Here is a 21,573-nt window from a genome sequence, read left to right on the forward strand (position 1 = left end):
GATGAAACTGGCGCGACCCACGCGCGGGCAGCCGCGCAAGGGCCGCCCCGCCGCGCTGGCTGCGTCCCCCTGCCCGCAGCGCGCAGGGCTGCGAGAGCGGGGGGAAGGCGCGAAGCGCCTCAGGGGGGTGTTGTTTCATTTTTTGCGTTTTTTCCATGCGCGCAGGTCGTGCATGCCGGGCAGGGTGCGCGGGTCCACACCGGCACCGAAGATGCTGTGCTTCTGGATCTTCTGCGTGCCCGTGGTCGGGATCTGGTCGCTGAACCAGACCCAGCCCGGCGTCTTGAAATAGGCCAGGCCGGCCTCGCAGTGCGCGAACAGCGAGCGCAGCAGGACCTCTCTGTCTTGCGCCTGGCGTGCATGGGGCTTGAGCACGATGCAGGCCAGCACTTCCTCTTCGCGGATGTCGTCGGGTACGGCCATCACGGCGGCCAGCTCCACGTCGGGGTGGGTCAGCAGCCAGGCCTCGACCTCGGCGGCCGCGATGTTCTCGCCCGAGCGGCGGATGATGTTCTTGCGCCGCTCCACGAAGTGCAGCATGCCCGTGGCGTCGCGCGTGACCACGTCGCCGGTGTGGAACCAGCCGCCGCGCCACGCGGCCTCGGTGGCGGCCTCGTCATCGAGGTAGCCCGAGAAGAAGTCCTTGCGCGGCGTGGCGGCCGAGTGGCGGATCAGCATCTCGCCCGGCGTGCCGTCGGGCACGTCGCGCCCCGCGTCGTCCGCCACGCGTACTTCGATGCCCGGCGTGGAGCGGCCGAAGGCGCGCGTGCCCACCTGGCGCGGCGGGTGGCAGTCCACCAGGATGCGCACGTTCTCCGTCATGCCCCAGAGTTCGAGCAGCGGAAAGCCGAAGCGCTCTTCGAACGCGGCGTGCAGCTGCGGCTCCACGCCCGCGCCCATGCCGAAGCGCACGCAGTGGTCACGGTCGGCGGGCGAGGGGGGCTGCACGCAGAGCATCTGCACGATCACGCCCAGGTAGTGGACGATGGTCGCCCGCGTCTCGCGGACCTCCTGCCACCAGCGCGTGGGCTGGAAGCGGTCGGTCTGAATCTGGCAGCTGCCGGTGAGCAGAGCCGCTTGAAACGACAGGATGGAGGCGTTGACGTGGAACAGCGGCAGCGGGTTGTAGATGCGCTCGCCCTCGGGCCGGAAATCGACGAGCCCGCCACGCGTGGCGTAGTAGGCGCCCGCGGCCAGCTCGTAGCGGTGCGAGAGCACGCAGCCCTTGGGCCGGCCCGTGGTGCCCGAGGTGTAGAGGATGCTGGCGGGCGTGTCGGCCTCGGGTGTCCAGTCCGTCGTCGGGATGGGTGCCGGGGGCAGGTCGGTGTCGAACTGCTCGAAGAGCACGGCGGGCGGCTGCCACGTGGCCTCGCGCGCCCCGGCCTGCCAGTCGGCTTGGCGCGACTGCAGCACCACGGCCAGATCCACGTGCGCATGGTCGATCAGATAGGCCAGCTCGCGCGGGCGGTAGTCGGGGTTGACGGGCACGCAGCAGATGCCCAGCGCGTTCATGGCCAGCTTGTGCAGCATGTGCTCCAGCCGGTTCTCCAGCAGCAGGGCGATGCGGTGGCCCTGGCCATAGCCCGCTTGGCGGTAGAGGGCCATCAGCTTCTGCACGGTGTCAGCCGCTTGCGCATAGGTGATGGTGCGGCCCTCAGGGTCGTAGGCGCGCGTGAGGTTGGGCGGGGCCACGAGCAAGGGCCGGTCGCCGAACGCGGCGGCGGCCTCTTGCAGCACACCGCCGATGGTGGCGCTCTCGTGCGGAGTCAGCATGGGTTTCTTCCCAGAATGAGGTCGGCCGCCTTCTCGCCGATCATCATCGAGGCGGCGCAGATGTTGGCCGAAGGAATGGCCGGCATGACCGACGAGTCGGCCACGCGCAGGCCCTGCAGTCCGTGTACGCGCAGCTGCGCATCGACCACGGCGCCCGGGTCGTCGGCGGGCCCCATGCGTGCCGTGCCGCACAGGTGGTACGACGACACGCCGTAGCGGCGGATGTAGGCGAGGATGTCTTCGTCGCTCTGTGCATCCTGGCCCGGCATGGCCTCGGCTGCGAAGAAGGGTGCGAGCGCCTGGGTGCGCAGCAGCCCGCGCGCCAGGCGCACACCAGCGGTGAGCACACGCACGTCCTCCTCGTGCGACAGGTAGTTGGGGCGGATCAGCGGGTCGGCCCAGGGGTCGCTGGACCGCAGCCGCACCTCGCCCTCGCTGCGCGGGCGGTGCGCCCAGACGCCGCAGGTCATGCCGGGGTAGGTGTCGAGCTGGCCGACATAGCCCTCGCGGTAGCTGGCCGGGGTGAACACGCCCTGCAGGTCGGGCCTCACGCCGTCGCCCAGGCCCGAATGCCAGAAGAAGTGCACCAGCGACGGGCTCAATGCCAGGATGTTGGGCTTGCCCGCGAGCCAGCGCGCCGCCTGGCCCCACAGGCGCGGCATGCGCGCCAGTTCGTTGATGGTGAGCGCGCTGCCGCGCCGCACGTGCCCGACCACGCGCACCGAGAAGTGGTCTTTCAAATGCGAGCCCACGCCTGCGAGGGAATGCACCACGGGCAGGCCCAGCGCCTGCAGGTGGTCCTCCGGGCCGATGCCCGAGAGCTGCAGCAGCCGGGGCGTGTTGATCGCGCCCGCGCAGACGATGACCTCGCGCCGCGCGCCCACCGTTGTGGCTTGTCCCTGCGGGCCACCGCGCGTGTACTCCACGCCCGTGGCGCGTGTACCTTGGAGCACGATGCGCGTGGCCTGCGCATGGGTGCGCACTGCCAGATTGGATGGAGGCGAGCGCAGGTAGCCGCGCGCCGTGCTATGGCGCCAGCCGCGGTGGATGGTGCGCTGGAAGTAGCCCACGCCGGCCTGGGTGTCGCCGTTGTAGTCGGGGTTGCGCGGCAGGCCCTGCTCCTGGGCGCCGGCGATGAAAGCCTCGCAGATCGGATGCGTCCAGTCGATGGGCGTGACCGGCACCCGGCCTGCGGTGCCGCGCCGCGTGCTGCTGCTGCCCATGGAGTTGTTAGGGCCCAGCCAACGCTCGTTGCGCTGGAAGTAGGGCAGCACCTCGGCGAACGACCAGCCCGGGTTGCCCAATGCGGCCCAGCCGTCGTAGTCCTCGGCCTGGCCGCGGTTGTAGATCAGGCCGTTGATCGCGCTCGATCCGCCCAGCGTCTTGCCCTGGGGCAGCGGCACGCGCCGCTCCAGCGTGCGCGCATCGGGCTCGGAGCCGTAGGTCCACGTGTACTTGGGATCGAACAGCATCTTGATGAAGCCGGCCGGCAAATGCAGGTAGGGATGGCGGTCGGGCGGCCCGGCTTCGAGCAGGCAGACACTGACGGTCGGGTTGGCTTCGGCCAGCCGCCGCGCCACGATGGCGCCGGCCGCGCCCGCGCCGACCACCACGTAGTCGAAACTTTCCTGCACCTCAGTGCTCCCCGATGCTGCGCATCGTCCGCGGCCGATAAAACTGGCACGCGCAAGGCCAAGGCAGCCGAGCAAGGGCCGCCTCGCAGCGAGGGCGGCGTCCGCCCTCCCGCAACGCGCAGCGATGCGAGAGAGGGGGGAAGGCGCGAAGCGACTCAGGGGGGTGTTGCATGTCAGTGCCCCCCGAGGTAGGCGGCGCGCACCTTCGGGTCGCGGCGCAGCTCGCGGCCGGGGCCCTGCAGCGTGATGCGGCCGGTCTCCAGCACATAGCCCCGGTCGGCCACGGCCAGGGCCTGGTTGGCCATCTGCTCCACCAGCAGGATGGTCACGCCCAGCGTGCGCAGGCTGCGGATGGTGTCGAAGATTTCCTTGACGATCAGCGGCGCCAGGCCCAGCGAGGGTTCGTCCAGCAGCAGCAGCTTCGGCCGCGCCATGAGGGCGCGGGCGATGGCCAGCATCTGCTGCTCGCCGCCGGACATGGTGCCGGCCATCTGCAGCTGGCGTTCGCCCAGGCGCGGAAAGCGCTCGAACTGGGCCTGGATGTCGGCCTCGATCTCCGCCGCGCTGGCGCGGCGGTGGTAGGCGCCCAGCACCAGGTTGTCGCGCACGGTCTGGTCGGCAAAGACCTGCCGGCCCTCGGGCGACTGCGCGATGCCCAGGGCCACGCGCCGGTGGCCGTGGATGGCTGCCAAGTCCTGCCCCTGGAACAGCACGCGCCCGGCCTTGGCGGGCTCCAGGCCCGAGATGCAGCGCATCAGCGTGCTCTTGCCGGCCCCGTTGCCACCGATGATGGTGACCACCTCGCCCGCCTGCACGTGCAGCGAGACACCCTTCAAGGCCTGTACCGCGCCGTAGTGCACGTGCAGGTCGTCGATGCGCAGCAGTTCATCGGACATGGGCACCACCTTCCTGTTCCTCGTCTTCTTCTTCGCCGTCGGCCGTGCCCAGGTAGGCCGCGATCACGCGCGGGTCGCTCTGCACCTGCGCGGGCGCGCCCTCGGCGATCTTCTGGCCGTAGTCCAGCACGATCACGTGGTCGGACACGGCCATCACCAGGTCCATGTGGTGCTCGATCAGCAGCACGGTGACGCCCAGGTCGCGGATGCGCAGGATGACCTGCGCCAGCTCCTGCGTCTCCTGCGGGTTCAGGCCGGCGGCGGGCTCGTCGAGCAGCAGCAGGCGCGGGTGCGTGGCCAGCGCGCGTGCCAGCTCCAGGCGGCGCTGCACGCCGTAGGGCAGGCTGCCGGCGATCTCCTGCGCCTTGTCCTTCAGGCCCAGGGCGTCGAGGATCTGCAGCGCCTCGTCGCGCGCGGCGCGCTCGGACGCGCCGCCGCGCCCCAGCAGGCTGCCGAAGAAGCCCGTGGGCATGTGCGCATGCAGGCCCAGCTTGACGTTGTCCAGCACCGACATGCCGGCAAACAGCTTGAGGTTCTGGAAGGTGCGGCCCAGGCCCGCGCGGGCGATGCGCCAGGGCGCCAGCCCCGTCACGTCGCGGCCGTCGAAGCGGATGCTGCCGCGGTCCGGCGGCACGATGCCCGAGAGGATGTTCAGCAGCGTGGTCTTGCCCGCGCCGTTGGGGCCGATCAGCGAATGCACGTGGCCGGCGCGGATGTCGATGTCCACCTCGTTGGTGGGCACCACGCCGCCGTAGGCCTTGTACAGGCCCTGGGCCTGCAGCAGCATCTCGTCGGCGCCGGCCGCGCCGCGCGGGCGCCAGGGCGCGAGCTGCCCGGGCAGGCTTTCAGCGGGCAGCAGGCCGGGCGCCCAGCGCCGCGCCATCTTCTTCACGAAGCCGGCCAGCCCGTCGGGCATGGCGTAGAGCGCGAACAGCAGCAGCGCCCCGTAGGTGAAGTGCTGCACGCCCGGCCAGCGCGAGAGGACGGCGTCCAGCAGCGTCAGCACCACGGCGCCCAGCAGCGGCCCGTAGATCGAGGGCCCGCCGAACAGCACCATCAGCAGGATGAAGATCGACAGGTTGAAGGTGATGAAGTCGGAGTTGATGTACTGGTTTTGCTGCGCGATCAGCGCGCCGGCCAGGCCGCAGGTGACGGCGCTGATCACGAAGGCCAGCACCTTGAAGCGGTAGACGCTGATGCCCACGCTCTCGGCCGCCACCTCGGCCGTGTTCACGGCCATGAAGGCGCGGCCGAAGCGCCCGCGCAGCAGCAGGCGCAGCATGACGTGCAGCGCCACGGCCAGCAGCAGCACGAACCACACCCAGTGCTTGGAGCTGAACATGGTGCCGCCCAGCGACAGCGGCAGCACGCCGTAGATGCCCTGCTGGCCGGCGAACACGTCCTGCCATTCGGAGACGATCTTCTCCACCACGATGCCGAAGCCGATGGTCACCATGGCCAGCGCCGGGCCCTTGACGCGCAGCGCCGGCAGCGCGATGACGACGCCGAAGATGCCGGCCATGACCCCGGCGGCCACGAAGGCCGGCCAGGGGTTCCAGCCCCAGCGCGCGGTGAGCAGGGCCACGGTGTAGGCACCCACGGCGAACAGGCCGGCATGGCCCAGCGATTTCTGGCCCGTGTAGCCCACCAGCACGTTCATGCCCGCGGCGGCGATGTAGTTCACGCCGATCAGGAACAGCACGCGCAGGTAGAAGTCGTTGTCGGTCAGCAGCGGCACGGCCGCCGCCAGCGCGACGACAACGATGAGCCACAGGGTGTGCTGTTGTTTGTGCGCGCCGCCCATCACACCTTCTCCTCGATGCGCTGGCCCAGCAGCCCCTGCGGACGCACCACCAGCACGATGATGATGAGAAGGAAGATGCTGATCTCGCGCAGCTCGGCATGCCACAGGCCCACCAGCGCCTCGATCACGCCCAGCAGTACGCCGCCCAGCATGCAGCCGCGCGGGCTGGTCAGCCCGCCGACGATGGCCGACGAGAAAGCCTTGAGCGCCAGCGTGAGGCCCATGAACACCGAGGCGGTGGTGATGGGCGCAATCAGCAGCCCGGCCAGCCCCGCCAGGCTGGAGCTGATGACGAAGGCCAGTACCACGATGGCGCCGACGTTGATGCCCATCAGCGTGGCGGCGCTGCCGCTTTGCGCCACGGCGCGCACGGCCTTGCCGATGCGTGTGGCGCGCATCACCCAGTCCAGCGTGAACAGCACGGCCACGCTGGCCACCAGCACCAGCACCTCCTGCGGCAGCACGCCGGCGCCGCCGATGCGGATCACGTCGTTGCCCAGCGGCGAGGGCATGACCAGCGGCGAAGGGCCCCAGATCGCCAGCGCCGTGTTCTGGATGATGATGCCGAAGCCGATGGTGCTCATCACCCAGGCCATGCCGCCCTGGCCCACGAAGGGCCGCACGGCGGTGTAGTACAGCAGCACGCCCAGCAGCGCCAGCACCACCATGGAGCCGACCAGGCTGAGCAGGTAGCGCGTCAGCGTCACCTCGGCGGGCAAGAGCGCGTCGGTCATCTGCTTGCCGGCCAGCAGCAGCAGCACCGAGACCGCGACGAAGGCGCCGGCCACCAGGAACTCGCCCTGGCCGAAGTTCAGCGTCTTGGTGGTGTTGAAGGTGATGTTGAAGCCCACGGCCACGAGCGCGTAGATGCTGCCCAGGGCCAGGCCGCTGAAGATCGCCTGGAGTATCGATTCGGCCATGCGCCGCCCTCCACTAGCACTGAGGCTGGAGATATCAAAAAAGTGAGCTGCTGGCGCTTGTCCAGCAACGGTTTCAGGTGGTTTTTATGCTGAAACCCTTGCCAGTCAAGCGCTGGCAGCTCCTATTTTTAAGAGAGGCCGGGTGCCCAATGCCCCCGGCGCCGGCGATCACTGCTTGAGATCGGCGGGCGTGAGGGACTTGTAGACCGGGTCCTCGAAGCGCTGCACCTCGGTACCATTCTTCCAGCGCGCCAGGTAGAAGTCGCCCACGTGCAGGCCCTCGTGCATGGTCTTGCTGAAGGGCTTGTCGTAGGTCTTGATGACGCCCTGCACGCCGCTGACGTTCTCGAGCGCGGCGGCGACCTTCTCGCCGTCGGTGCTGTTCGCCTGCTTCATCGCGGCGGCCAGCAGCATCACCGAGTCATAGGCCTGCGCGGCGCAGGGGAAGCAGGTCAGCGCCGGGAAGTTCTTGCGCACGCGCTCGCCCAGCGACTTGGTCTTGTCGGAGGTGTCCTCGGTGGTGGAGGCGGCCATGATCAGGTGCTCGGACAGCTTGGGCCCCGTCATCTTCGGGAACAGCGAGCTCAGGTTGCCCCAGGTGCCCAGCGTGGTGGGCATGTAGTTGATCTTCTCCATGCTGCGCACCACCTGCGCGGCACCGTCGGCGATGCCGTAGATGATCACGGTGTCGGCCCCCGCGGCCTTGATCTTGTTGAGCTGCGAGGTCATGTCCGTGTCCTTGGGGCCGTACTTCTCGACGGCCACGGGTTTCACGCCGTGCAGCGCCAGCACCTCGGTCGCGTCCTTGATGCCGCCCTGGCCGTAGCCGGTGGAGTCGGCCAGCACGGCGATCTTCTTGTCCTTGGACGCCTTGACCGCGTAGGCGGCCAGCAGCGAGACCTGCTCGCGGTCCACCATCGACACGCGGAACAGGTAGTTCTGCGGCTCCTTGGCATAGCGCGTGGTGATCTCGGTGGCCGTGCCGATGGGCACCACCACGGGAATCTTCTTTTGCTGCGGGATGTGCAGCCAGGCCAGCGCGTTGCCCGAGTTGGCCGGGCCTACCAGGGCCTGCACCTTCTCGCTGTCGAGCAGGTCCTGCACCGTCTGGATGGCCTTCGGCGGCGTGCCCTGGTCGTCGCGGATCACGCCGACCACCTTCTTGCCCAGGATGCCCCCGGCCTTGTTCACGTCCTCGATGGCGGCCTCAAAGCCCCAGCGCCCGGCAATGCCCAGCTCGGCCACGCCGCTGCCGGACTGGTCGGCCGTGTAGCCGATCTTGATGTCCTGCGCCTGGGCGGTGAAGGCGCATGCCACCGTGAGAGCCGTGGCCGCGGCCTTGGCGATCTGGCGAATTCCTGTCATGGCTTGTCTCCTGTTGTCGTCGCCATTGCTGGCGGTGCGGATCTGGTGATCCATCTGTACCCGCCGCTGGCCGCACCGGTAAAGCGGGGCAGCAGGCGAATCTCTACCCACTGTAAGCCTGCTGTACCTGCCGGGACAGGTACAGTTGGTGCCAACAGCTGGCATTCGGGCGCTGCGCCGCTCACAAGCGCAGCAGCAGGTCGGCCGCCTTCTCCGCGATCATCAGCGTCGGGGCGCCGGTGTTGCCCGAGGGCATAGCCGGCATCACCGAGGCGTCGGCCACGCGCAGCCCGTCCAGGCCGTGCACGCGCAGCTGCGCATCCACCACCGCCGACGCGTCGTGCACTGGCCCCATGCGGCAGGTGCCCATGAAGTGCCAGGCGGTGCCGCCGCGCTGGCGCGCGTACTCCAGCAGGTCCTCGTCGCTCACCGCGTCGGCGGGCGGCGCCTCGTCGCGCAGCACGTAGGGCAGCAGCGGGGGCGCGTGCAGGATGCGGCGCGTGAGCCGCAGCCCGTCGACCACCACGCGGCGGTCTTCCTCGCGCGCCATGTAGGCAGGCTGGATCTCGGGCGACTCGAACGGGTCGGCCGAGAGCGCCCGCACATGGCCGTGGCTGGCCGGCCGCATCTGGTAGAAGCCCAGCGTCATGCCTGCAAAGCCGTCGAGCCGGCCCGCGATGCCCGAGGCGTAGCTGCCGGGCGAGAAGTGGAACTGCAGGTCCGCCGCGTCCAGCCCCGGCCGCGAGGCCGCGAAGGCATAGGCCACCGACGGGCTGATGGCCAGCACGCTGGGCCGGCCCAGCGCCCATTTGGCGATCTCCAGTCCCAGGCGCCAGCCGCGCGCCGTGCTGTTGATGGTGGCGGTGCCCTGCACGCGCACCACCGAGCGCACCATGAAGTGGTCCTGCAGCCGCTGGCCTACGCCGGGCAGCACGTGCACCGGCGCCACGCCCAGGTCCGCCAGCCAGCCGGCCGGCCCCACGCCCGACAGCTGCAGCAGCTTGGGGCTGTTGATGGCCCCGGCGCACAGGATGACCTCGCGCCGCGCGCGCACCGTGCGCTGCGCGTTGCCCGGCTGCATGCGCACCTGCACGCCCACGGCGCGCCTGCCCTCGAACACGATGGCCGCGGCGTGCGCGCCGGTGCGCACCGCCAGGTTGGGGCGCCCGCGCGCGGGCTTGAGGAAGGCGGTCGCCGCGCTCACGCGGCGGCCCTGGTGGATCCAGCGCTGGTAGTAGCCGGCGCCGTCCTGCACGCCCGCGTTGTAGTCGCCCGCCGGGCCGATGCCCAGCGAGTGCGCGCTTTCGATGAAACCGTCGCACAGCGGGTGGCGCCAGTCGCAGTCGGTGATGGGCAGCAGGCCGTCGTGCCCGCGGTGCGGTTCGTCGCCGCCGCCGATGCGCCGCTCGGTGCGCTGGAAGTAGGGTAGCACCTCGGCGTAGCTCCAGCCCGGGTTGCCCTGGGCGGCCCAGCCGTCGTAGTCGCGTGCGGTGCCGCGCGTGTAGTTGAAGCCGTTGATGGCGCTGGAGCCGCCCAGCGTGCGGCCCAGCCGCATGGTCACGCGCCGGCCCGCCGTGCCCTCGCCGGGCGCGGTCTCGAAGGGCCATGTGTAGCGCGGGTCATAGCCTACCTTGATGAAGCCGGCCGGGATGTGGATGAAGGGGCTGCGGTCCGGCGGCCCCGATTCCAGCAGGCAGACGGTGTGGCGCCCGTCCTCGCTCAGGCGGTTGGCCAGCAGGCAGCCGGCCATGCCGGCGCCGACGATGACGTAGTCGAAGGTGTCGGCATTCATGCCGGGCGCAGGTCGGGGGAAGGGGTCGGGTCCACGCCCTGCTCCAGGGCCGCGCGGTGCTGGGCCTGCAGCGCCCGCTGGAACGCCGGGCGCGCCTGCAGCCGCTGCCAGTAGTGCGCGACGGCGGGCGGAAACTGCCCGTCCAGCTCCAGGTGCTGCGCCAGCTGCAGGGCATAGGCGACGGCCACGTCGGCGGCGGTGAAGCGGCCGGCGCACAGGAATTCGCCGTGCTGCACGGCGGCATCCACGGCGCGCAGCCGCGCCAGGAACCAGCGCGCATAGTCCTGCGCCACCTGGGGCTGGCGGCGCTCTGGCGGCTCGAAGTGGGTGTAGCGCAGCACCAGGGTCTGGGGAAAGGTGAGCGTGGCGTCGCTCATGTGCAGCCAGTTCAGGTAGCTGCCGTAGGCGGGATCGTCCACGGCCACGTCCAGCCGCCCGGCGCCGTGGCGCGCCGCCAGGTACTGGCACATGGCGGCCGACTCGGTCATGCGCGTGGCACCGTCCTCCAGCAGCGGCACGGTGCCCAGCGGGTTGTCCTCCAGGAACGGGCGGGCATGCACCCGGGGCGGAAAGGGCAGGGCGCGCAGGCGGTAGGGCAGGCCCAGCTCCTCCATCATCCACAAGGGGCGGAAGGAACGGGCGCTGACGCAGTGGTGTAGAACGATCATGGCGGATGCATCGTGGCCGCCGCGCAAGGGGGCTGTCAAGCCGCCGGGCCGCGGATCAGTCAGCGGGCCGGCTGCGGTGCCGGAACTCGGCGGGCGACTGCCCCGTCCAGCCCCGGAACGCCCGGATGAAGCTTTTTTCGTTGGCAAAACCCGCCGCCTGGGCCACTTGCTTGATGGGCCGGTCGCTGCGGTGCAGCAGCTCGGTGGCCCGTGCGCGGCGCACCTCGTCCTTGAGCTGCTGCAGCGTCGCGCCCTCGGCGGCCAGCTGGCGGTGCAGCGTGCGCGGCGACAGGTGCAGCTGCTGGGCCACGGTCTGCGCGCTGTGCATCGCCTGGGGTGCGGCCGCCAGCAGCTGGCGCACGCGCTGCACCAGCAGGCGGTCGCGCCGGTACTGGCGCACGGTGAGCGGCAGGGCGTGCTGCAGCATCTGGTCCATGGCGGCGGCGTCGCGCACCAGCGGCAGCTGCAGGTAGCGCGCATCGAACTGCACGGCCGCCTCGGCCGCGCCGAACTGCGCGGGGCCGGCGAACAGCACGGCATAAGCGTCGGCATGCGCCGGCGCCGCGAACGGGAACTGCGCTCCCAGCACCGGCAGGCGCGAATCGATGAACCAGCTGGCCAGCCCCAGCGCATTGCGCAGCACCGAGACCAGGCAGAACTCGCGCAGGCCGCCCAGGTCGCGTTGCTCGGCGATGGCGAGCTGGGCCTGCCCGCCCTCGGTCGTCAGGCGCAAAGCGATGGCCTGGGTCAGCAGGCCGTGGTGGCGGCACCAGCGCGCCAGCGCCAGGCCCAGCGTCGGCGCGGTGAGCGAGGCGCGCGCCAGCAGGCCGTAGCTGCCCCAGGGCAGGCGCCGCTCGAACCAGCCCAGGGCCTCGTCGTCCAGTTCGCGCATGGCGGCGTCGCACAGGGCCTCCATCTGCCAGGCCGTGATGCGTGCCCGCGGGTCGGCCCGTTGTTCTGGCGCGATTTGTGCCTGGGCCAGGGCGCCGGCCGGGTCCATGCCGCGCTGCGCGTAGGCCTGCGCGATGGCCTGCACGAAGGCCATGGGCGTGGCCGCCACGGCCCCCTGGCGGGCCGGCGCGGGGCGGTGCGAGGGCAGGGACGGGGTGTACATGGCGTGGCAATTATTGCAACCTTGCTGGCCTCATCGGGGACGGGGTGGGGCTTATCCTGCGCCCAGGCGGCCTGCCTGCGCAGTGCGCGGGCGCGCCCGGCCCTTTCTGCGGAGACAGCACACACCATGGACAGCGCATTCCCCTCCCGCCAGCGCTACACGCTGAGCCACGCCAGCGGCGCCACCGAGACGCCGCTGATCGAGCAGACCATCGGCGACTTCTTCGCCGGCATGGCGCAGCGCCAGCCGCAGCGCGAGGCGCTCGTCAGCCGCCACCAGGGCCGGCGCTATACCTATGCCGAGCTGCACCGCGAGGTGCGCCGCCTGGCCAGCGCGCTGCTGGGCCTGGGGCTGCAAAAGGGCGACCGCATCGGCATCTGGTCGCACAACAACGCCGAGTGGGTGCTGATGCAGCTGGCCACGGCGCAGGTGGGCCTGGTGCTGGTCAACATCAACCCGGCCTACCGCGTCGCCGAGCTGGAATACGCCTTGACCAAGGTCGGCTGCAAGGCGCTGGTGACCATGGCGCGCTTCAAGACCAGCGACTATCTGGGCATGCTGCGCGAGCTGGCGCCCGAGCTGAACCGGTGCCTGCCCGGCAAGCTGGCCGCCAAGCGGCTGCCCGATCTGCGCGCGGTGGTATGGATCGACGTGGCCGGCCAGGGCGAGGAGCAGTCCGGCATGCTGCGCTTTTCCGAGCTCATGCAGCGCGGCAACCCCGAGGATGCCCAGGTGGACGCGGTGGCGGCGGGCCTGAAGAACACCGACCCCATCAACATCCAGTTCACCAGCGGCACCACGGGCTTCCCGAAGGGCGCCACGCTGACGCACCGCAACATCCTGAACAACGGCTTCTTCATCGGCGAATGCATGCGCCTGACGCCCGAGGACCGGCTGTGCATCCCCGTGCCGCTGTACCACTGCTTCGGCATGGTGCTGGGCAACCTGGCGTGCTTCACGCACGGCAGCGCCATCGTCTACCCCAACGACGGCTTCGACCCGCTCACGGTGCTGGAGACGGTGCAGGCCGAGCGTTGCACCGGCCTGCATGGCGTGCCCACCATGTTCATCGCCGAGCTGGACCACCCGCGCTTCAAGGAATTCGACCTGGGCACGCTGCGCACCGGCATCATGGCCGGCTCGCCCTGCCCGACGGAGGTCATGAAGCGCGTGGTGGGCGAGATGCACCTGTCGCAGATCACCATCGCCTACGGCATGACGGAAACCAGCCCGGTCAGCTGCCAGAGCAGCGTCGACACGCCGCTTGAAAAGCGCGTCTCCACCGTAGGCCAGGTGCAGCCGCACCTGGAAGTGAAGATCGTCGACCCCGAGACCGGCTCCACCGTGCCCGTGGGCACCAGCGGCGAGCTGTGCACGCGCGGCTATTCGGTCATGCACGGCTACTGGGGCGACGAGGCCAAGACGCGCGAGGCCATCGACGCCGAGGGCTTCATGCACACCGGCGACCTGGCCACCATGGACGAGGACGGCTATGTGAACATCGTCGGCCGCATCAAGGACATGGTGATCCGCGGCGGCGAGAACCTGTACCCGCGCGAGATCGAAGAATTTTTGTACCGCCACCCTCTGGTGCAGGACGTGCAGGTGGTCGGCGTGCCCGACGAGCGCCTGGGCGAGGAGCTGTGCGCCTGGATCATCGCCAAGCCCGGCACCGCGCCCACCGAGGACGACATCCGCGCCTTCTGCAAGGGCCAGATCGCGCACTACAAGGTGCCGCGCTACATCCGCTTCGTGGCCGAGTTCCCGATGACCGTCACCGGCAAGATCCAGAAATTCAAGATCCGCGACGCGATGAAGGACGAGCTGGGCCTGCGCGAAGCCAAGACGGCCTGAGCCAGCCCCGCACTCTTATTGGATTTGGACGGAAAAACCCATGATTCTCGAAACCCAACTCAACCCGCGATCGGCGGACTTCCAGGCCAACGCCGCGGCCATGTGCGCCCTGGTGGACGACCTGCGCGTTCAGGTCGAACGCGTGTCCCAGGGCGGCGGCGAGGCCGCCCGCGCCAAGCACCTGGCACGCGGCAAGCTGCTGCCGCGCGACCGCGTGCAGATGCTGCTCGACCCCGGCACGCCCTTCCTGGAGATCGCGCCCCTGGCGGCGCTGAACATGTATGACAACGCCGCACCCGGCGCCGGCCTGATCGCCGGCATCGGCCGCGTGGCCGGCACGGACTGCCTGATCGTGTGCAACGACGCCACCGTCAAGGGCGGCACCTACTACCCCATGACGGTGAAGAAGCACCTGCGCGCGCAGGAGATCGCGCAGCAGAACTGCCTGCCGTGCATCTACCTGGTGGACTCGGGCGGCGCCAACCTGCCCAACCAGGACGAGGTCTTCCCCGACCGCGACCACTTCGGCCGCATCTTCTACAACCAGGCCAACATGAGCGCGCAGGGCCTGGCGCAGATCGCCGTGGTCATGGGGTCGTGCACGGCCGGCGGCGCCTACGTGCCGGCGATGAGCGACGAGACCATCATCGTCAAGAACCAGGGCACCATCTTCCTGGGCGGCCCGCCGCTGGTCAAAGCCGCCACGGGCGAGGTTGTCTCGGCCGAGGATCTGGGCGGCGGCGACGTGCACACCCGCCTGTCCGGTGTGGCCGACCACCTGGCGCAGGACGACCTGCATGCCCTGGCGCTGGCCCGCGCGGCCGTGAAGAATTTGAATGGAAATCGGCCTCTAGCGCCCGTGGAGCATGCGCCAGCAGCTCCTAAATTTGCAGCAGAGGAGCTCTACGGCGTCATCCCCACCGACACGCGCAAGCCCTTCGACGTGCGCGAGATCATTGCCCGCATCGTGGACGGCAGCGAGTTCGACGAGTTCAAGGCGCGCTTCGGCTCCACGCTGGTCACGGGCTTTGCCCGCATCGAAGGCATGCCGGTGGGCATCATCGCCAACAACGGCATCCTGTTTTCCGAGTCGGCCGTCAAAGGCGCGCACTTCATCGAGCTGTGCTGCCAGCGCAAGATCCCGCTGGTGTTTTTGCAGAACATCACCGGCTTCATGGTCGGGCGCAAGTACGAGAACGAGGGCATCGCCCGCCACGGCGCCAAGCTGGTGACCGCGGTGGCCACGGCCAATGTGCCGAAGTTCACCATCATCATCGGCGGCAGCTTTGGCGCCGGCAACTACGGCATGTGCGGGCGCGCGTACTCGCCCCGCTTCCTGTGGATGTGGCCGAACGCCCGCATCTCCGTCATGGGTGGCGAGCAGGCCGCCAGCGTGCTGGCCACCGTGCGCCGCGACGGCATCGAGGCCAAGGGCGGGCAGTGGAGCATGGAGGAAGAAGAAGCCTTCAAGGCCCCCATCCGCCGGCAGTACGAAGACCAGGGCCACCCCTACTACGCCACTGCGCGCCTGTGGGACGACGGCATCATCGACCCGGCCGACACCCGCCGCGTGCTGGCCCTGGGCCTGGCCGCCGCGCGCCACGCGCCGGTGCCGGACGTGAAGTTCGGCATCTTCCGCATGTGACGGGCAGCAACGGGAGGATGTCCATGAGCGCTCTGAAGATTACCTACGGCGAACATCGCGCCACCATCACGCTGACCCAGCCCGAGGTGCGCAACGCCTTCAGCGACGAGGTCATCGCCGAGATCACCGCCGCCTTCCAGGAGGTGGGCGCGCGCGACGACGTGCGCGCCGTGGTGCTGGCGGCCGAGGGCCCGGCGTTTTGCGCCGGCGCCAACCTCAACTGGATGCGCCGCATGTCCGACTACACGCGGGCCGAGAACCTGGCGGACGCGGGCAAGCTGGCCGAGATGCTGCGCGTGATTTACGAGTGCCAGAAGCCGACCATCGCCCGCGTGCAGGGCGACGTGTACGCCGGCGGCATGGGCCTGGTGGCCGCGTGCGACATGGCGGTGAGCGTGGACACGGCGGGCTTTTGCCTGTCTGAAGTGAAGCTGGGCCTGATCCCGGCCACCATCAGCCCCTACGTGATCCGCGCCATGGGCGCGCGTGCGGCGCACCGCTATTTCCTGACGGCAGAGCGCTTTGACGCGCAAGAGGCGCTGCGCATCGGCTTCGTGCACGAGGTGGTCGCTGCCGACCAGCTGGATGCGCGCGTCGATGCGCTCGTCAAGGCCCTGGCCAGCGCCAGTCCCAACGCCGTGCGCGCGTGCAAGCGGCTGGTGCAGGACGTGGCCGAGCGCGCCATCGACGGTCAGCTCATCGCCGCCACGGTGGAGGGCATCGCCGACATTCGCGCCAGCGACGAAGGCCGCGAGGGCGTGCAGTCGTTTCTGCAAAAACGCAAACCGGCCTGGGTCGCGGGCTGACGCAGCGGTAGACCGGCCATGGACCAGCTCTGGCTTGCCTTCGTGCAGTGGCTCCACACCGTGGGGCTGCATGTGGACGCCGGCACCTCGCGTGCCGTGGCCGAGAGCGCCGCGCGCGCCACGCAGCAGCTGGACATGCCGGCGCTGCTGGCGCTGGCGGCGGCCCTGGGCTGGGCCAGCGGCTTTCGGCTGTACGCGGTGGTCTTCATCGTGGGCCTGATGGGCGCGGCGGACTGGCTGGCGCTGCCTGCGGGCCTGAGCATGCTGGCGCACCCGGCGGTGCTGGCCGTGAGCGGCTTCATGCTGCTGGTGGAGTTCTTCGCCGACAAGGTGCCCTGGCTGGACAGCGCCTGGGACGCGCTGCACGCCTTCATCCGCGTGCCCGCCGGCGTGGCGCTGGCGGCCGGCGTGTTCAGCGCCGACAACGCCACCATGGCCGTGGTGGCGGGGCTGCTGGGCGGCTCGCTGTCGGCCACGGCGCTGGCCACCAAGATGACCACGCGGGCGGCGGCCAACACCTCGCCCGAGCCGTTCTCCAACTGGGGCCTGTCGTTCCTGGAGGACGGCCTGGTTGTGGCCGCGGTCTGGCTGGCCACGCAGCATCCGGTGCTGTTTGGCATCGCGCTGGTGCTGGTGCTGGCGCTGTCGGTGCTGCTGCTGGTGGTGCTGTTCAAATTTTTGCGCGCCGTGCTGCGGCGCATCTCTTCGCTTTTTTCCCGTTCTGCCAAGGTGGCCTGAATGTTCCAAAAAATCCTGATCGCCAACCGCGGCGAAATCGCTTGCCGAGTCGCCGCCACGGCTCGTCGTATGGGTATCAAAACCGTCGCCGTCTATTCCGACGCCGACGCCAATGCCAAGCACGTGGCCGCCTGCGACGAGGCCGTGCACATCGGCGGCAGCGCGCCCAAGGACAGCTACCTGCGCTGGGAGCGCATCCTGGACGCCGCGCGCGCCACCGGCGCGCAGGCCATCCACCCGGGCTACGGCTTCCTGTCGGAGAACGAGGACTTCGCCCAGGCCTGCGCCGCGGCCGGCCTGGCCTTCATCGGCCCGCCGGCGTCGGCCATTGCCGCCATGGGCCTGAAGGCCGAGTCCAAGCGCCTGATGGCCCAGGCCGGCGTGCCGCTGGTGCCCGGCTACCAGGGCGAGGACCAGGACCCGCAGCTGCTGCAGCGCGAGGCCGACGCGATCGGCTACCCCGTGCTCATCAAGGCCAGCGCCGGCGGCGGCGGCAAGGGCATGCGGCTGGTGGAAAAGAGCGAGGACTTCGCCGCGGCCCTGGAGTCGTGCAAGCGCGAGGCCATCAACAGCTTCGGCAACGACGCCGTGCTGGTCGAGAAATACGTGCTGCGCCCGCGCCACATCGAGATCCAGGTCTTCGGCGACACGCAGGGCAACGTGGTCTATCTGTTCGAGCGCGACTGCTCCGTGCAGCGCCGCCACCAGAAGGTGCTGGAGGAAGCCCCCGCCCCGGGCATGCCGCCGGCGTTGCGCCAGCAGATGGGCGAGGCGGCCGTGGCAGCGGCCAAGGCAGTGGGCTACGTGGGCGCCGGCACGGTGGAATTCATCGTCGAGCAGCCGGGCGGCTATGAGCAGCCGGAGGCCATGAAGTTCTACTTCATGGAGATGAACACCCGGCTGCAGGTGGAGCACCCGGTGACCGAGGCCATCACCGGCGAGGACCTGGTGGAGTGGCAGCTGCGCGTGGCCGCCGGCCAGCCTTTACCGAAGCGCCAGGACGAGCTGCGCATCGTCGGCCATGCCATCGAGGCGCGCATCTGCGCCGAGAACCCGGACAACCAGTTCCTGCCGGCCACCGGCACGCTGTATGTCTATCGCAAGCCGGACGCCGCAGCGTTCGAGCGCGGCACGCCACGCATCGACGATGGCGTGCGCCAGGGCGACGCCATCAGCCCCTTCTACGACAGCATGATCGCCAAGCTGATCGTGCATGGCGACACGCGCGAGCAGGCGCTGGCGCGGCTGGACGAGGCGCTGGCGCAGACCCACATCGTCGGCCTGGCGACCAACGTGCAGTTCTTGCGCCACGTTGTGGCCAGCGGCGCCTTCCGCGAGGCCAAGCTCGACACCGCGCTGATCCAGCGCGAATCCGCCGTGCTGTTCGAGCAGGAGCGCGTGGGCCTGCCCCTGGCCGCCGCCGCCGCCGTGGCCGCGCTGCTGGCGCGCGAGCAGCAGGCCGAGCGGGCGGGTGACCCGTTCAGCCGCCGCGACGGCTGGCGTTCGCTGGCCGGCCACCGTCGCCGCTTCGCCTTCGATTTTGGCGGCCAGCCGGCGACGGCCTGGCTGACCTATGGCCAGCGCGGCCAGGCGCACCAGCTCGCCGTGGGCACGGAGGCGGACGGCAGCGAAGGCGCCGTGCAGGGCGCGCTGTCCTTCGCGGCGCTGGCGGACGGCAGCGTGGACCTGCAGTTCGCCGGCCAGCGCATGCGCGCCCACATCTACGCCCAAGGCGAGGCCTTCGAGGTCTTCACCCCGCGCGGCGCCACGCGCATCGGCGTGGCCGACCCGCTGGCGCATGCCGGCGAAGCGGCGGGCGAGGGCGGCCGGCTGACGGCGCCCATGCCGGGCAAGGTCGTGTCGTTTGCCGTGCAGGCCGGCGACAAGGTCACCAAGGGCCAGCCCCTGGCCGTGATGGAAGCCATGAAGATGGAGCACACCATCGCCGCGCCGGCCGACGGCGTGGTGGCCGAGCTGCTCTACGCCCCTGGCGACCAGGTGGCTGAGGGCGCCGAGCTGCTCAAGCTGGCGGCCGCCTGAGGCCGGCATGCCGCCAGGATGCTGCATGGAAAGCTTCTGTTTTGATAGCTGTTCGCGCGTGACTGGCGGGCGCTCAGGGGCATTTTTGCTTGTAGCCCTGTCAGCGCGGCCCTGGTGCTAGGCTCGGTTGCCATGAAGATCGCCTTTTGTTGTACCGGCACCCGGCCGGAGCCCTGGCTGGAAGGCCTGTCCGCCGCGCTGCCGCAGGCCCAAATACAGGTCTGGGAGAGCGGCGCGCCGCAGGCCGACTACGCCGTGGTCTGGGCCCCGCCCCAGCAGTTCATCGACGAGCAGCCCGGCCTGCGTGCGCTCTTCAACATCGGCGCCGGGGTGGATGCCCTGCTGCGCCTGGCGCTGCCGCCCGGCCTGGCTGTGGTGCGGCTGGAGGACGCCGGCATGTCGGTGCAGATGGCCGAGTACGTCTGCCATGCGCTGGTGCGGCATTTCCGCGAGTTCGATGCCTACGAAGCTGCCGCCCGGCAGGGGCAGTGGAGCTTTCGCAAGCCGCGGCTGCGCAGCGACTTTCCCGTCGGCATCATGGGCCTGGGCGTGCTGGGCCAGCGCGTGGCGCGGGCCGTGGCGCAGTTCGATTTTCCCGTCAACGGCTGGAGCCGCTCGCCGCGCACGCTGCCGGGCGTGCGCACCTTCAGCGGCGCGCAGGGCCTGCGCGACTTTCTGGCCGCCAGCCGGGTGCTGGTGAACCTGCTGCCGCTCACGCCCGAGACGGACAACATCCTGAACCGCGAGACCCTGGGCGCGCTGCAGCCGGGCGGCTATGTGATCAACGTGGCGCGCGGCGCCCACCTGGTGGAGGCCGACCTGCTGGCCCTGCTGGACGAGGGCCACCTGGCCGGCGCGACGCTGGACGTGTTCCGCACCGAGCCGCTGCCGGCCGACCACCCGTTCTGGCAGCACCCGGCGATCACCGTCACGCCCCACACTTCGGCGCGCACGCTGCGCGACGAGAGCATCGCCCAGATCGCCGAGAAAATAGCCCGGCTGCACCGCGGCGAGGCCGTGGGCGGCGTGGTCGACGTGGCGCGCGGCTACTGACACCGACGGACCATTCTTTTTCTGCCCCGGAGGGCCACAGACATGCAGCTACCCACCCGCGTGAAGATCATCGACGTAGGCCCGCGCGACGGCCTGCAAAACGAAAAGCAGCCCGTGCCCGCCGAGGTCAAGGTGGGGCTGGTGCAGCGCCTGCAGGACGCCGGCCTGGCCGAGATCGAGGTCACCAGCTATGTGTCACCGAAGTGGGTGCCGCAGATGGCCGACAACCACGAGGTCATGCAGGCCATCGCCCGCAAGGCCGGCGTGCGCTATTCGGTGCTGACGCCCAACCTGAAGGGCTGGGAAGCGGCCGCGCAGGACGCGCCGGACGAGATCGTCGTCTTCGGCGCCGCCAGCGAGGCCTTCAGCCAGAAGAACATCAACTGCTCGATCGCCGAGAGCATCGTGCGCTTCGCCCCCGTGGTGGAGGCGGCGCGCGCCGCCGGCGTGGCCGTGCGCGGCGCCATGAGCTGCACCGTGGGCTGCCCCTACGAGGGCGAGATCGCCCCCGAGCGCGTGGCCTACCTGGCCGGGCTGATGAAGGACATCGGCGTGCAGCGCGTGGACGTGGCCGACACCATCGGCGTGGGCACGCCGCGCAAGGTGCAGCGCGCCATCGAAGCCACCCTCAAGCACTTCGCACTGGACGAGATCTCGGGGCACTTCCACGACACCTATGGCCAGGCGCTGGCCAACACGCTGGCGGCGCTGCAGCTGGGGGTGTGGAACTTCCAGTCCTCCGTGGCGGGCCTGGGCGGCTGCCCCTACGCCAAGGGCGCCACGGGCAACGTGTCCACCGAGGACCTGGTCTTCATGCTGCATGGTATGGACATCGAGACCGGCATCGACCTGGACCGGCTGGTGGACGCCGGCGTGTTCATCAGCGATTTCCTGGGCCGCAAGCCGAATTCGCGCGTGGCCACGGCGCTGCTCAACAAGCGCGCAGGCTGAAGGCGCGCACCATGGATGACATCGTCCGCCAGGCCATGGCCAAGTGGCCCAACGTGCCGCACTGCCACGGCTGGTTGGGGCTGGACAGCCGCGGGCGCTGGTTCCTGCGCGACGAAGCGGTGCAGGCCCGCGGCCCGTTCCCGCGGGACAAGGGCGAGGAGATCCGGCACGAGGCGCTGCTGGCCTTCATCGCCCGCAACTACGGCGCCGACGCGCAGGGCCGCTGGTTCTTCCAGAACGGCCCGCAGCGCGTCTTCGTCGAGCTGGAGCTGACGCCCTTCGTCTGGCGCGTGCAGGGCGACGGCAGCGTGGCCGCGCACACCGGCCAGGACGCCGGTGCGGTGCGTGAGTGCCTGCTGGACGAGCACGGCCGGCTGCTGCTGGCGTGCGAGTTGGGGCTGGGCCTGGTGCACAGCCTGGACATGGAGCGCGCGGCCGCGCAGATCGAGGCCGGGCGCTGGACGCCGGAGCCGGTGGACTGTAGCGCGCTGGAGCAGCGCTTCGGCTACGTGCGCAGCCC

General features: G+C 70.2%; 16 protein-coding genes and 1 pseudogene. 8 read left to right on the forward strand and 9 right to left on the reverse strand.

The window, feature by feature from the left end; all coding sequences use genetic code 11:
* Nucleotides 1-135 precede the first annotated feature (135 nt).
* The 9 genes from RT282_RS12670 to RT282_RS12710 form a co-directional block, all read right to left on the reverse strand.
* Nucleotides 136-1,773 carry an AMP-binding protein gene (locus tag RT282_RS12670; protein WP_313314655.1) on the reverse strand — a complete coding sequence of 546 codons (1,638 nt, stop codon included), beginning with the start codon at nt 1,771-1,773 and terminating at the stop codon, nt 136-138.
* The gene (locus RT282_RS12675; protein WP_313314658.1) at nt 1,767-3,407 is read right to left on the reverse strand and encodes a GMC family oxidoreductase N-terminal domain-containing protein; all 1,641 of its coding nucleotides are present in this window, start codon (nt 3,405-3,407) and stop codon (nt 1,767-1,769) included. The genes RT282_RS12670 and RT282_RS12675 overlap by 7 nt, the downstream gene beginning before the upstream one ends.
* A 173-nt stretch (nt 3,408-3,580) precedes the next feature.
* Complete coding sequence (locus tag RT282_RS12680; protein ID WP_313083709.1) at nt 3,581-4,303, reverse strand: ABC transporter ATP-binding protein; 723 nt, start codon at nt 4,301-4,303, stop codon at nt 3,581-3,583.
* Nucleotides 4,293-6,107 (reverse strand): branched-chain amino acid ABC transporter ATP-binding protein/permease, encoded by a 1,815-nt coding sequence (locus RT282_RS12685; RefSeq protein ID WP_313314660.1) that lies wholly within the window; start codon nt 6,105-6,107, stop codon nt 4,293-4,295. The genes RT282_RS12680 and RT282_RS12685 overlap by 11 nt, the downstream gene beginning before the upstream one ends.
* Entirely contained in the window at nt 6,107-7,027 is a 921-nt protein-coding gene (locus tag RT282_RS12690) for a branched-chain amino acid ABC transporter permease (protein ID WP_313314663.1), read from the reverse strand. Before RT282_RS12690 ends, RT282_RS12685 begins: the two co-directional genes overlap by 1 nt.
* A gap of 168 nt (nt 7,028-7,195) precedes the next feature.
* On the reverse strand, nt 7,196-8,392 hold the full coding sequence (locus RT282_RS12695) for an ABC transporter substrate-binding protein (protein ID WP_312758593.1): 1,197 nt from the start codon (nt 8,390-8,392) through the stop codon (nt 7,196-7,198).
* 181 nt (nt 8,393-8,573) lie between these two features.
* Nucleotides 8,574-10,184 (reverse strand): GMC family oxidoreductase, encoded by a 1,611-nt coding sequence (locus RT282_RS12700; protein WP_313314666.1) that lies wholly within the window; start codon nt 10,182-10,184, stop codon nt 8,574-8,576.
* Nucleotides 10,181-10,852: a glutathione S-transferase family protein gene (locus RT282_RS12705; RefSeq protein ID WP_313314668.1), complete on the reverse strand. Its 672-nt coding sequence runs from the start codon at nt 10,850-10,852 to the stop codon at nt 10,181-10,183. The genes RT282_RS12700 and RT282_RS12705 overlap by 4 nt, the downstream gene beginning before the upstream one ends.
* A gap of 55 nt (nt 10,853-10,907) precedes the next feature.
* Complete coding sequence (locus RT282_RS12710; RefSeq protein ID WP_313083722.1) at nt 10,908-11,966, reverse strand: AraC family transcriptional regulator; 1,059 nt, start codon at nt 11,964-11,966, stop codon at nt 10,908-10,910.
* Nucleotides 11,967-12,092: 126 nt separating this feature from the next.
* Here RT282_RS12710 and RT282_RS12715 point away from each other — a divergent pair, with 126 nt between their 5' ends.
* The 8 genes and pseudogenes from RT282_RS12715 to RT282_RS12750 form a co-directional block, all read left to right on the forward strand.
* Nucleotides 12,093-13,820, forward strand: coding sequence for an AMP-binding protein (locus RT282_RS12715; protein ID WP_313314670.1), 1,728 nt, complete (start codon nt 12,093-12,095; stop codon nt 13,818-13,820).
* 40 nt (nt 13,821-13,860) lie between these two features.
* Nucleotides 13,861-15,465: a carboxyl transferase domain-containing protein gene (locus RT282_RS12720; RefSeq protein ID WP_313314671.1), complete on the forward strand. Its 1,605-nt coding sequence runs from the start codon at nt 13,861-13,863 to the stop codon at nt 15,463-15,465.
* Nucleotides 15,466-15,482: 17 nt separating this feature from the next.
* Nucleotides 15,483-16,271, forward strand: a complete 789-nt coding sequence (locus RT282_RS12725; RefSeq protein ID WP_409519484.1) for an enoyl-CoA hydratase/isomerase family protein — start codon at nt 15,483-15,485, stop codon at nt 16,269-16,271.
* 18 nt (nt 16,272-16,289) lie between these two features.
* On the forward strand, nt 16,290-17,009 hold the full coding sequence (locus tag RT282_RS12730) for a DUF4126 domain-containing protein (RefSeq protein WP_313314675.1): 720 nt from the start codon (nt 16,290-16,292) through the stop codon (nt 17,007-17,009).
* Entirely contained in the window at nt 17,010-19,049 is a 2,040-nt protein-coding gene (locus RT282_RS12735) for an acetyl/propionyl/methylcrotonyl-CoA carboxylase subunit alpha (RefSeq protein WP_313314677.1), read from the forward strand.
* 132 nt (nt 19,050-19,181) lie between these two features.
* Nucleotides 19,182-20,102 carry a glyoxylate/hydroxypyruvate reductase A gene (locus RT282_RS12740; RefSeq protein WP_313314679.1) on the forward strand — a complete coding sequence of 307 codons (921 nt, stop codon included), beginning with the start codon at nt 19,182-19,184 and terminating at the stop codon, nt 20,100-20,102.
* 42 nt (nt 20,103-20,144) lie between these two features.
* A complete protein-coding gene (locus tag RT282_RS12745; RefSeq protein ID WP_313314681.1) occupies nt 20,145-21,053 on the forward strand; it encodes a hydroxymethylglutaryl-CoA lyase in 909 nt (302 codons plus the stop codon).
* 35 nt (nt 21,054-21,088) lie between these two features.
* A pseudogene (locus tag RT282_RS12750) lies at nt 21,089-21,517 on the forward strand (DUF2946 family protein); the annotation flags it as partial.
* Nucleotides 21,518-21,573: the final 56 nt, after the last annotated feature.

The sequence above is a fragment of the Pulveribacter sp. genome, from assembly GCF_032079985.1.
In the GTDB taxonomy this organism is placed as follows: Bacteria; Pseudomonadota; Gammaproteobacteria; order Burkholderiales; family Burkholderiaceae_C; genus Melaminivora.

What these genes read in the sequence shown, in the direction of transcription:
- RT282_RS12670 (WP_313314655.1), bottom strand. Translation starts at nt 1,773, where the DNA reads ATGCTGACTCCGCACGAGAGCGCCACCATCGGCGGTGTGCTGCAAGAG.
- RT282_RS12680 (WP_313083709.1), bottom strand. Translation starts at nt 4,303, where the DNA reads ATGTCCGATGAACTGCTGCGCATCGACGACCTGCACGTGCACTACGGC.
- RT282_RS12685 (WP_313314660.1), bottom strand. Translation starts at nt 6,107, where the DNA reads ATGGGCGGCGCGCACAAACAACAGCACACCCTGTGGCTCATCGTTGTC.
- RT282_RS12690 (WP_313314663.1), bottom strand. Translation starts at nt 7,027, where the DNA reads ATGGCCGAATCGATACTCCAGGCGATCTTCAGCGGCCTGGCCCTGGGC.
- RT282_RS12695 (WP_312758593.1), bottom strand. Translation starts at nt 8,392, where the DNA reads ATGACAGGAATTCGCCAGATCGCCAAGGCCGCGGCCACGGCTCTCACG.
- RT282_RS12700 (WP_313314666.1), bottom strand. Translation starts at nt 10,184, where the DNA reads ATGAATGCCGACACCTTCGACTACGTCATCGTCGGCGCCGGCATGGCC.
- RT282_RS12705 (WP_313314668.1), bottom strand. Translation starts at nt 10,852, where the DNA reads ATGATCGTTCTACACCACTGCGTCAGCGCCCGTTCCTTCCGCCCCTTG.
- RT282_RS12710 (WP_313083722.1), bottom strand. Translation starts at nt 11,966, where the DNA reads ATGTACACCCCGTCCCTGCCCTCGCACCGCCCCGCGCCGGCCCGCCAG.
- RT282_RS12715 (WP_313314670.1), top strand. Translation starts at nt 12,093, where the DNA reads ATGGACAGCGCATTCCCCTCCCGCCAGCGCTACACGCTGAGCCACGCC.
- RT282_RS12720 (WP_313314671.1), top strand. Translation starts at nt 13,861, where the DNA reads ATGATTCTCGAAACCCAACTCAACCCGCGATCGGCGGACTTCCAGGCC.
- RT282_RS12725 (WP_409519484.1), top strand. Translation starts at nt 15,483, where the DNA reads ATGTCCATGAGCGCTCTGAAGATTACCTACGGCGAACATCGCGCCACC.
- RT282_RS12730 (WP_313314675.1), top strand. Translation starts at nt 16,290, where the DNA reads ATGGACCAGCTCTGGCTTGCCTTCGTGCAGTGGCTCCACACCGTGGGG.
- RT282_RS12735 (WP_313314677.1), top strand. Translation starts at nt 17,010, where the DNA reads ATGTTCCAAAAAATCCTGATCGCCAACCGCGGCGAAATCGCTTGCCGA.
- RT282_RS12740 (WP_313314679.1), top strand. Translation starts at nt 19,182, where the DNA reads ATGAAGATCGCCTTTTGTTGTACCGGCACCCGGCCGGAGCCCTGGCTG.
- RT282_RS12745 (WP_313314681.1), top strand. Translation starts at nt 20,145, where the DNA reads ATGCAGCTACCCACCCGCGTGAAGATCATCGACGTAGGCCCGCGCGAC.